Annotated in this window: 6 protein-coding genes; all 6 read left to right on the forward strand. The window is 65.7% G+C overall.

Annotated features, from left to right (window positions below):
• The first annotated feature begins 65 nt into the window (after window positions 1-65).
• Window positions 66-707 carry a precorrin-8X methylmutase gene (locus T370_RS0113625; protein ID WP_029436038.1) on the forward strand — a complete coding sequence of 214 codons (642 nt, stop codon included), beginning with the start codon at window positions 66-68 and terminating at the stop codon, window positions 705-707.
• 218 nt (window positions 708-925) lie between these two features.
• Window positions 926-2185, forward strand: a complete 1260-nt coding sequence (gene cbiD, locus T370_RS0113630; RefSeq protein ID WP_029436039.1) for a cobalt-precorrin-5B (C(1))-methyltransferase CbiD — start codon at window positions 926-928, stop codon at window positions 2183-2185.
• Window positions 2182-3522 carry a precorrin-6Y C5,15-methyltransferase (decarboxylating) subunit CbiT gene (gene cbiT / locus T370_RS0113635; RefSeq protein ID WP_029436040.1) on the forward strand — a complete coding sequence of 447 codons (1341 nt, stop codon included), beginning with the start codon at window positions 2182-2184 and terminating at the stop codon, window positions 3520-3522. Before cbiD ends, cbiT begins: the two co-directional genes overlap by 4 nt.
• A complete protein-coding gene (cobM, locus tag T370_RS0113640; RefSeq protein WP_029436041.1) occupies window positions 3519-6083 on the forward strand; it encodes a precorrin-4 C(11)-methyltransferase in 2565 nt (854 codons plus the stop codon). The genes cbiT and cobM overlap by 4 nt, the downstream gene beginning before the upstream one ends.
• Before the next feature lie 280 nt (window positions 6084-6363).
• Window positions 6364-8406, forward strand: coding sequence for a cobyrinic acid a,c-diamide synthase CobB (locus T370_RS0113645; protein ID WP_029436042.1), 2043 nt, complete (start codon window positions 6364-6366; stop codon window positions 8404-8406).
• A partial coding sequence (locus tag T370_RS22930; RefSeq protein ID WP_034506499.1) for a cobyric acid synthase occupies window positions 8403-10760 on the forward strand: 2358 nt, incomplete at its 3' end. The genes T370_RS0113645 and T370_RS22930, both read left to right, overlap by 4 nt.

Here is a 10760-nt window from a genome sequence, read left to right on the forward strand (position 1 = left end):
AGGGGAAACGGCCCGAGCAATCGAACGGCATGGCCCGCATGGGCAGCCGGATATAAGGAAAGAGCATGGAAGTACGTTGGAACCTGAGTGGAGAGGAAATCGAGCGCGAAAGCTTCCGGACCATCGAGGCGGAATGCGATCTGCACATAAAGCTTCCCGCACCAGAATGGCGTGTGGCGCGGCGGCTCATCCACACGACGGCGGACCCGCGCATCGCGGACACCTTGGTGTTCCGTCACGACGCCGTCGCCTCCGGGCTGAAGGCATTGCGGTCCGGTGCGCCGATATTCTGCGATTCCAAAATGATCCGTTCCGGCCTGTCCCTTGCCCGGTTGCGTAGGCTGAATCCTGGCTATGGCCCGGAACGGCTGCACTGCCATATTGACGACCCGGACGTTCTGGCACGGGCAAAGGCGGAAGGCCGCACACGCGCCCTGTGCAGCGCGGAAAAAGCCCGCCCTTTACTCGACGGGGCCATCGTCCTCATCGGCAATACCCCGCTCGCGCTGGCCCGCATCGCCCGTTACGTGCTGGAAGAAAGTGCGCGCCCTGCCCTCGTCGTCGGAATGCCCGTGGGGTTCGTCAATGTCGTCGAGTCCAAGGCCCTCCTTGCCCGCTGCGCCGTCCCCCAGATTACCCTTGAGGGGCGGCGCGGCGGAAGCGCCCTTGCGGTCGCCACGCTGCACGCCGTCATGGAGAGCGCCTGATAGTGAAAACGACAGGAAAACGCCGCTAAGGAAGGTTTTTCGGCCTCCGCCGTCCCGAAAGTTTATTTTCCGGCGTTGTGCAGGAAAGGCTCAGGCTGCCTTGCCGCGTTCCGCGCATTCTGTCCCGGATCAACTCCCGGTAATGGCCTGGCACGGAAACGCCAACGCAACCTTGGCATGGCCCCATTCCCTTCATGAATCCACAGGAGCCGGATACGATGAAAAAGGATCGGAAAAACTTGCGTTGGGGCTACTCCACGGGCGCGTGCGCGGCGGCGGCAGCGAAGGCGGCGTGGATACGGCTCACGCGAGGCGGGGCTCCCCAAAGCATCTGGGTGCACTTCCTCGACGGCAGGGAGCGCGAACTCCCGCTTCTGCAATCCGGCGCGGGGCACATGGCGGCCATCAGGAAAAACGGCGGTGACGATCCGGACTGCACGCACGGTGCCACACTGTACTCCGACATCCGCGCCTGTCTGTCCGGAGAAATCCGGGCTGAGGACTATGTCCTCCAGATCGGGAACGGCACGCTGATCCTGCGCGGCGCGGAAGGCATTGGCCTGTGCAACCGCCGGGGGCTCGACTGCGAGCTGGGCCGCTGGGCCATCAACACCGGCCCCCGCAATATGATCTCCGAAAATCTCCGCCGGGCCGGGTTCAGCTCAGGATGCTGGCTTCTTGAAATCGGGGTGGAAAACGGCGAGGAGCTCGCGAAGCATACCCTCAACTCCCATCTCGGCATCATGGGCGGCATCTCGCTTTTAGGCACCACCGGCCTGGTCCGTCCCTACAGCCATGAAGCCTACATCCATACCGTCCGCATCTGCGTGAAATCGCACTTTCTTTCCGGCGGTTCTACAATGGTCTTCTGCACTGGCGGGCGCACCAAATCCGGCGCGGAGATCCACCTGCCTCAACTGCCCGCAACCGCTTTCGTCAGTATCGGCGACTTCATCGCCGAAAGCCTCGCCGCAGCCTGCCGCTACGGCATGCGCGAGATCGCCGTGGCCTGCATGCCCGGGAAGCTCTGCAAGTACGCTGCCGGATTCGAAAACACGCACGCGCACAAGGTCAGCCAAGATATGGATCTGCTCCGCGCCGAAGTCCGCAGGACGCTCCCCGCCGAGGCGTCCCTGCATGGAGCACTCAAGTACAGCGCTTCCGTGCGCGAGGCGCTTTTGTCCATCCCCCCGGACGCCCGGGACGGCCTCCTCCGCCGCCTTGCGCGGACCGCCCTCCGGCAATTCTCGCGCCGCTGCACGGGTAACCCGGCCCTCCGCCTGCTCGTGTTCGATTTTGAAGGAGAGTTCCTCTTTGAAGAAGCGCGGGGAAGGCCCGAAGAGGCCTCTCCCCGGCAGTCCACAGTCATCGCGGCGGAACCGGACGAACACATGAACGGGGATCAACCGGACCCGGCGATTGCCGACCCCGGCGAAATCGTGGGGCCATCCTACTTCATACAGGGGCATTCCATATGACGAACGGCAGAACGCGAGACGCCGCAGGGCACATCGACATCGTTTCGTGCGGAACAGGATTCCCCTCCGACACGGGCGTTCTTACTCTGCTGGAGGAGGCGGACGCGGTGTACGGCTCGCGCTCCCTTATGGCGTTGTGCCCCGTCCCGGTGAAAAACGCCCGGATCATTGGGAGCGGCGCCCGAAAGGACGCGGAAGAAGTCCTCGCGCTGGGCCGGGAGGGGAAACGCATCGTGGTGCTGGCCTCGGGCGACGCCCTCTACCATGGATTCGGCGGCACGCTCGCAGCACTCCGCACGCCCGGCGACAACCTTGCGTACCATCCGGGAATCACCGCGTTTCAAGCCCTGTTCTGCCGCCTCGGCCTTCCGTGGCAGGATGCCCGCCTGTTCTGCGTGCATTCCGGCGAGGGGCTGCCCTCCCGCGGCATAGCCGAAGCGCCGCTGTCCGTAACCTATGCGGGGAGCCGCTACCCGGCGCATGCCATCGCCCGCGCCGTGCTCGGCGCGCATCCCGCATCGGCCCGACGCGCAGCGATCATCGCCGAACGCATTGGCTCGGACGACGAACGCATCCTGTCCGGGACTCTGGGCGAGCTGGCCGACGCCGCTTGCGGCCCGACGTCCATCCTCGTCATCTTTCCGGCCGCCCATGCCGATTGCCATGTTCAGGAAGCGGCCGCCACAACGCGGGGCAGCGCCTCCATTCAGGCCCCGATACTGGCACTGGGGCTTCCGGAAGAAGCCTTCGAGCGCGAAAACAACCTGATCACGGCATCGGACGTGCGTGCCGTCATCCTGTCACGGCTGCGCCTCCCGGCTTGGGGGACGCTCTGGGACGTCGGGGCCGGAAGCGGCTCCGTGGGTCTGGAAGCGGCCGCCCTGCGCCCGACCCTCAGCATACACGGCATTGAGCGCAACCCCGAACGCTGCGCGATGATCGAACGCAACCGCCTCAGCATGGGCATCGCCAACTACACGCTGCATCCCGGCGACGCCCTCTCCGTAATCCGTGCGTCCTGCCCCGAGTCCCCCGCCCCTAGCGCATGCGGGGGCATCCTCCCCGATCCGGACCGCGTTTTCATCGGCGGCGGAGGAAAGGATCTGCCCGCGCTGCTGACGGCGTGCCGGGACCGCCTGCGGCCCAACGGCCTCATCGTCGTGAGCGCGGTCACGCTGGAAAGCTTTGGCACCCTCCTCTCATGGGCCCCCGACCACAGGGCCGGCTTCTGCCGCATCGACATCGCCAACGAACGCCCTCTCGCCAAAACGAGCCACCACCTTACTCCGCAGAACACCATTTACGTGTTCACATTCCATAATGAGGCAATTTCATGAAAGCACTCGTCGAATTCGTCGGCGCCGGACCGGGCGCGGAGGATCTCATCACCGTGCGCGGTCTGCGCGCTCTGGAACAGGCGGATCTCGTGGTCTACGCGGGTTCGCTGGTCAACCCCGCCCACCTCAAGGCCTGCAAAGCCGATTGCACCTGCCTCGACAGCGCCTCCATGAATCTGGGGGAACAGATCGAAGCCATGAGCGATGCCGCCCTTACCGGGAAACGTGTCGTGCGCCTGCACACCGGCGATCCCGCCATGTACGGCGCGATCAACGAGCAGATCCGGGGGCTGGCCCAAAAAGGCGTGGCCGCATCCATCATCCCGGGCGTCAGCAGCGTGTTCGCGGCAGCAGCGGCGCTTGGCTGCGAACTCACCAGCCCCGATGTGAGCCAAAGCGTCGTCCTCACGCGGACGCCCGGAAGAACGCCCATGCCTCAAGGCGAAGACGCCGCGGCCTTCGCCAGGACCGGGGCGATGCTGGTCTTTTTCCTGAGCACCGGAAAGGTCGGCGAGCTGATGCGCCATCTGATGGAACAAGGTGGGCTGGCCGAGGGCACCCCGGCGGCGATCGTCTACCGCGCCTCATGGCCTGATGAGCGCATCCTGCGCGGTACGGTGGGCGACATCGCCCGGCAGGCCGAGGAAGCCGGGCTCGGACGGCAGGCGCTCGTCATCGTGGGCCGGGCCTTGGGAGCCAACGGCACAGCCTCGCGGCTCTACGACGCCGACTTCTCGCATGGCTACAGGAACCGTCTGGTTTCGGAGGATTTCGACGGACGCTGCGCCCTGTACGCCTTCACGGACAAGGGGCTGACGCGAGCCCGGGAGATCGCCGCCGGGCTGGGCCTGCCCACGGTGCTCCACAGTACGCATCCTTCCGGTGCGGAAGGCATCGTGCATATACCGGCCCAAGACTTCGACAGCCGCCTCGCCGCCAACTGGGCGCAGTTCGACGCGCATATCTTCATCGGCGCGACGGGGATCCCCTTCCGCAAAGCCGCCCCACTGCTGCGCGACAAGAACATTGACCCGGCCGTGCTTGCCTGTCCGGAAAGCGGCAGCCATGTGATTGCCCTTACCTCCGGGCATTTCGGAGGCACCAACCGGCTGGCCCGGCGCATAGCCCGCATCACCGGCGGACAGGCCGTAATCGGCTCCCCCGCGGACGTCAACAGCCTCCCCGCCTTTGACGAAGCCGCCGCACAGGAACACGCACGCATCCTCAACCCGGAAGCCGTCCGCGCCCTCAACGCCGCCCTGCTCGACGGAAGCCCCATAGCCTTCTGCGGAACACGTGCAGTCTTCGAGCGCCATTTCGCCTCCACCGGGCAAGTTGCCTTCTTCGAGAACCCGCAGGATGTCACATGCGGCCATGCCGTCCTCTGGGATAGCGAAAACACGCTTCCGGAAGAGGTGCTGTACCTTGATGTCTCCAGCCGTGCCTTCGTCCTCGGCGTGGGCTGCCGCCGCGGCGTCAAGCCGCAGGAGCTGCGCCTCGTCGCGGAACGGTATCTTTCCGAATTCGGCCTGAACGCGGAAAACATCGCCAGCATCGCCACCTGCACCGTGAAGGAGGACGAACCGGCTATCCTCGGATTGGGCGAGGCATGGCAGGTTCCCGTGGCTTTCCACAGCGCGGAGGAGCTGGATGCCGTGCCGGTGTCCGCTTCGGTGTGCGAGGCCGCGTGCCTGCTGTCCGCCGGATACGGCTCAATCCCCCAGCCCGCACTGTACGCCCCGAAATCCGCCTTTGGAGACGTCACGCTGGCACTGGCCCGTCTGCCGCATCTTCCCGTCCCCAAAAGCGGACAAGGGGAAATCGTCGTGGCCGGGCTCGGATCGGGCGCTCCCGGCCACATCACGCCGGATGTCGACACGGCGCTCAGGCGGTGTGACACCGTCGCCGGCTACAGCCATTACGTCGACTTCATCCGGGACCGCATCGCCGGAAAGCCCGTGATCCAAAACGGCATGAAGGGCGAGGTGGAGCGCTGCCTGTCCGCTCTGGAAGCGGCCCTCGACGGACAGAACGTATGTATGGTGTGCTCGGGCGACCCCGGGATTCTGGCGATGGCCGGCCTCCTGTACGAACTGCGCGCCCGGGAGCCGCGTTTCGGGGACATCCCGATCCGGGTCCTACCGGGGATCACCGCGGCGACTATCGCGGCGGCCTCGCTTGGCGCGCCGCTCCAGAACGGCTTCTCTCTGGTAAGCCTGTCCGATCTGCTGGTCCCGGCGGACGAGGTGCGCCGCAACATCCGTTCCGTAGCCCAATCCCTGCTGCCGGTGGCGCTGTACAACCCCGCCGGGCGCAAACGGCGGGCTCTGCTGGACGAAACGCTTGCTGTTTTCCGGGAACATCGGGGCAGGGACGTCCTGTGCGCCTACGTCAAAAACGCGGGCAGGGAGCAGGAAACCAAATGGGTGGGCAAACTGTCCGAGTTCCCCGCCGCCGAGGTCGACATGTCCACACTCATCATTATCGGCGGCCCCCGGACCCGCCTTGATTCCGGCGTCCTGTACGAGCCGCGCGGCTATGTGGAGAAGTATATGGAATAGGGGGAAACGGGAACCGGAGGAACGGGGACAGCGCCTTTCGGAAGGGAAGCCGTTCCCCTCCCGAGCATTCCGCCCTCCGGTTCCCGCAGGGGCTCTTCCCGGCTTAAGAAAAGCAAAAACGCTCACCAACCTGCTGTGCATAATCACATATAGGGGCAATGCAAAAATCTGACAAACGCCGAACCGATGACGCCGAAGGCCCAAACAAGGGAACGGCGGGAACGCGTGAAGGCCCTTTTTCCGGAAGTTTCCCCCTCCCCCAGAACTTGGGAAGGATGCCATGAACACGACATTTCACGCATTTTGCCTTGCCGCCCCCCGATCCGGGGAGGGGAAGACGACGACGGGGATCGCGCTGATGCGTGCGCTCGCCCGACGCGGGCTGAAGGTGCAGAGCTTCAAGTGCGGGCCGGACTATATCGACCCGACCTTCCACGCTCAGGCTACCGGGCGCCCCGCCTGCAACCTCGATACATGGATGATGGGCCGCGAAGGCGTCCGCACGCTGTGGGACAACCGCGCCCACGATGCCGACGCCTGCGTCTGCGAAGGGGTCATGGGGCTGTTCGACAGCCGCGATCCCGGCGATCCGGCGGGAGGCACCGCCGACTGCGCCCGCGCCCTCGGCATCCCCGTCGTGCTCGTGTTCAACGCCCGGGGCATGGCGTGCTCCGCCGCCGCACTCGTTGCGGGGTTCCGGCTTCACGCTTCCCGGATGGGCGTCCAGCTTGCCGGAGTCATTGCCAACAACGTGGGAAGCCCACGCCACGCCGACATCCTCCGCCGCGCGCTCGAAAGCGAACGCCTCCCCCCTCTGCTCGGGGCCTTGCCCCGGAACGAGGCGTGGCGGATTCCCGAACGCCAGTTGGGCCTGCTCCCCTCCGAGGAAGCCGGTACCACGGAGGCGTGGCTCGACGCCCTTGCGGATGTTGCGGAATCCTCCGTCGATATGGACAGGCTCCTGAGCCTCACCGAAGCCCGCCGTCCGAAAGCCCGGGCCGTCCTTCCTCCGCGCGGCATCCGGCCCCGGCGCATGGGCATCGCCAAGGACAGGGCGTTCTGCTTCTATTACGAGGAAAACGAACGGGCACTCGCCGCCCGGGGATGGGAACTGCTGCCGTTCTCGCCGCTTGAGGATACGGCCCTGCCGCCCGGCATCGACGCGTTGTATCTCGGGGGCGGCTATCCCGAAGTCTTTGCCCGCGAGCTTTCCGGCAACACGGCCATGCGTGAGGCCATCCGCGCCTTTGCCGAGCAGGGCGGAGAAATCTATGCCGAATGCGGCGGATACATGTACCTGTGCACCCGGCTCGAGGCATCCGAAGAAGCGGACGGCACGGGCGGGAGGGCGAAAAGCTGGCCCATGTGCGGGGTCATCGACGCCACGGCCCGCATGGGCGGACGTATCCAATCATTGGGCTACCGAGAGGTAACCATGCTTGGAGACGCTCCGTTCGGGCTCGGGGGCGACGTCTTCCGCGGCCACGAATTCCACTGGTCGGACATTGAGCTGCACCGCGGCTACGCGCCGCTGTACGCCGTACGCACAGCATCCGGGCACGCCGATTCCGGCATCACCGCCGGGAATGTGCGCGCCAGCTATGTCCATCTGTACTGGGGCAACACCGGCGAGGCGAATTACGCCGGACGACCCGCGCCCTCGGACTTCACCGCCTGCCGTCCCGAACACCGAGCCGCCCGCCCGGGCGAGGCCAAAGCAACATGCGAAAACATCGGGCAGGTTATCCTGCTCAACGGGCCGTCAAGCGCCGGGAAAACGACGCTGGCCAAAGCCCTGCGGGATCGGCTGTACGCCATGCACGACATATGCAGCCTCATGCTGTCCATCGACCAGCTGCTGCGTTCGGCCACAGGCGGCCATGAATCGGTCCTCGCCGGCCTCGAACGGACCGGCCTGCCCTTCATCGAAACGTTTCACGCGGGAGTCGCGGCGGCGGCGAAAGCCGGGGCATGGACCATCGTCGACCATGTCATCGGCGAGGATCCCGGATGGGTCGAGGATCTGCTTGGGAGGCTGGAAGCCATCCCCCTGCTGTCCGTCCAGGTGCTCTGCGACGACGAGGAACTGCGGAAGCGCGAGTCCGGACGTTCCGACCGTTCCCCTGACTGGCCGCACGCCCAGCGGCAGGCCCGGCACATTCACCTCCCCCTGCCCAACCAGATGGCGGTGGACACGACCCGGACCAGCCCCGAAGACTGCGCCGCCTGTATCCTCGCCGCACTGTCCGCCGAAAAAAACGGTATCCCCATCCGTCCCGGCGGGGGCGCACCCTTTTCCACAACAGAACGAGGTTCCTTATGAAGCTCGATGCACACGGCGGCGACCTTCTCGCCATGGCGTCGGTGTCCAAGCGCGATCCCGCGTCCCTGCTTGATTTCAGCGTAAACGTCCGCCCCGAAGGCGCGCCGGAGTTCCTCCGTGCCGCGCTGGTCAGGGCGAATACGGGCCTCGCGGCCTACCCTTCGCCCAACGCCGAGGAGGCCCTTGCCGCTGCGGCACGCCGATACGGCCTGCCCGCCGGCCGCTTCGCCTTCGGCAACGGAAGCAACGAGCTCATCCACGCCCTCGCCCGCGTACTCAAAAGGCGCGGCGCACCCTGCGTTTCCATCGTCGAACCGGCGTTCAGCGAATACGCGCTGGCCTGCCGCCTTGCCGGGCTGGAAAGCAGCCCGCTCTGGGGCGGCATCGGTTCCGGTGCGGACGGGCAGCCTTCCGGCGATCTGCTGGCCGGGCTTGCCGAAACGCCCTCGGGTTCGGCGGTGTTTCTGGCCAATCCCTGCAACCCTTCGGGGCTGTTCCGCACGCCCGACGAATGCCTGTCCCTGCTGGCGGCGCGGCCCGACCTGCTCTGGATCATCGACGAGGCCTTCATCGAATACGCCGGGCCGGAAGCCGATGTGTCGATCCTGCGCCGGATGCCCTCCAACGGCGTAGTACTGCGTTCGCTGACCAAATTCCATGCCTTGCCGGGGGTGCGCATCGGCTATCTGGCGGCCTCGGCCGAACTGGCTGAAGCCGTCCGCGCCGATCTGCCCGCGTGGAACGTCAACGTGTTTGCGCTGTCCGCAGCCGTGGCCGCGCTCGGCGACACATCAGACTTCGCGGAACGGGCCCGTGCGGAAAATGCCGAACGCCGCGCCGATCTCGCAGCCGTCCTATCCGGCCTCCCCGGCGTGGAGGTGTTCCCTTCCTCTGCCAACTACGTGCTGTTCCGCTGGAGAGGCGCCCCCAAAGACCTGTACGGCATCCTGCTGCGACGTTTCGGGATCGCCGTGCGCGACTGTTCCAACTACTGCGGGCTCGACGACGGAACATGGTTCCGCGCCGCCGTCCGTTTCCCCGAGGAACACCACAGGCTCGCCGGCGCACTGCGGGAAGTAATGGAGGAAGGCGATGTCCCAAAGAAAAGCGCGGCGGATACTCCCCTGCTCGCTTACGGAGGGATGAAAAGCGGGGAAGAAGACGAAGGGGACCTTTCTTTGAAAAAGATTTCCCCTTCCCCCGCGGACTTCCCCATCTCCTGCTCCTCTTCCGTCTTCCCCGCCGGGCGCTCCTCCCGCCGCACTCCAGCCCTCATGCTGCAGGGAACCTCTTCAAACGCGGGCAAGAGCATCCTCGCAGCGGCCTACTGCCGCATCTTCCGGCAAGACGGCTACAATGTGGCCCCGTTCAAGGCTCAGAACATGTCCCTGAATTCGGGCGTCACGGCCAATGGCGACGAGATGAGCCGGGCACAGATCGTGCAGGCGCAGGCGGCCCGCGCAGACCCCGATGCGCGCATGAATCCCATTCTGCTCAAGCCGCACTCGGATACGGGATCGCAAGTCGTCATCCTCGGGCAGCCCTTGGGACATATGGACGTCCTCGAATATTTCGGGAAAAAGAGGGAACTCTGGTCCGCCGTCACCGACTCTTATGACAGCCTCGCGGCCGAATGCGACATCGTCGTTCTTGAAGGCGCGGGCAGCCCCGGCGAGATCAACCTCAAGAGCCACGATCTGGTCAACATGCGCATGGCCGATTACGCTCGGGCATCGGTGTTGCTCGTCGGGGACATCGACCGGGGCGGCCTCTACGCCTCCTTTCTCGGTACATGGATGTCCTTCACCGACGCCGAACGCCGACTGCTCACGGGATATATCGTCAACCGATTCCGGGGGGACGCATCCCTGCTCGGGCCCGCGCACGACTACATGCTGGCTCACACCGGCGTTCCCGTGCTCGGCACCATCCCCTACATCCGTGACCTCAACATCCCCGAAGAAGATATGGCGGGCTTCTCATGGGGACACACCGACTGCGGGGAAAAAAAGGCGGGGACACTGGACATCGCCGTGGTCATGCTGCGGCACGTATCCAATTACACCGACTTTGCGCCGCTCGCCGCCGAACCCGACGTCCGCCTGCGTCCGGTGCGCCGTGCGGAGGAATGGGGCGACCCCGATGTGGTGATGCTTCCGGGCTCGAAAAGCGTGGTCCCCGACCTCGACGACCTGCGCCGCAGCGGGCTGGCGGACAATATCCTCGGGCACGCCGAGCGCGGCAAATGGATCTTCGGCATCTGCGGCGGGTTGCAGATTCTGGGCCGGGCCATCCTCGATCCCCACGGCATCGAGTCCGCCGCGCCGGAAGTGCCGGGGCTCGGGCTTATGGAT

Source organism: Bilophila wadsworthia ATCC 49260 (assembly GCF_000701705.1).
Classification (GTDB): Bacteria; Desulfobacterota; Desulfovibrionia; order Desulfovibrionales; family Desulfovibrionaceae; genus Bilophila; species Bilophila wadsworthia.

Excerpts from the sequence above, each read along its gene's own strand:
- T370_RS0113625 (WP_029436038.1), top strand. The coding sequence starts at position 66 with ATGGAAGTACGTTGGAACCTGAGTGGAGAGGAAATCGAGCGCGAAAGC.
- cbiD (WP_029436039.1), top strand. The coding sequence starts at position 926 with ATGAAAAAGGATCGGAAAAACTTGCGTTGGGGCTACTCCACGGGCGCG.
- cbiT (WP_029436040.1), top strand. The coding sequence starts at position 2,182 with ATGACGAACGGCAGAACGCGAGACGCCGCAGGGCACATCGACATCGTT.
- cobM (WP_029436041.1), top strand. The coding sequence starts at position 3,519 with ATGAAAGCACTCGTCGAATTCGTCGGCGCCGGACCGGGCGCGGAGGAT.
- T370_RS0113645 (WP_029436042.1), top strand. The coding sequence starts at position 6,364 with ATGAACACGACATTTCACGCATTTTGCCTTGCCGCCCCCCGATCCGGG.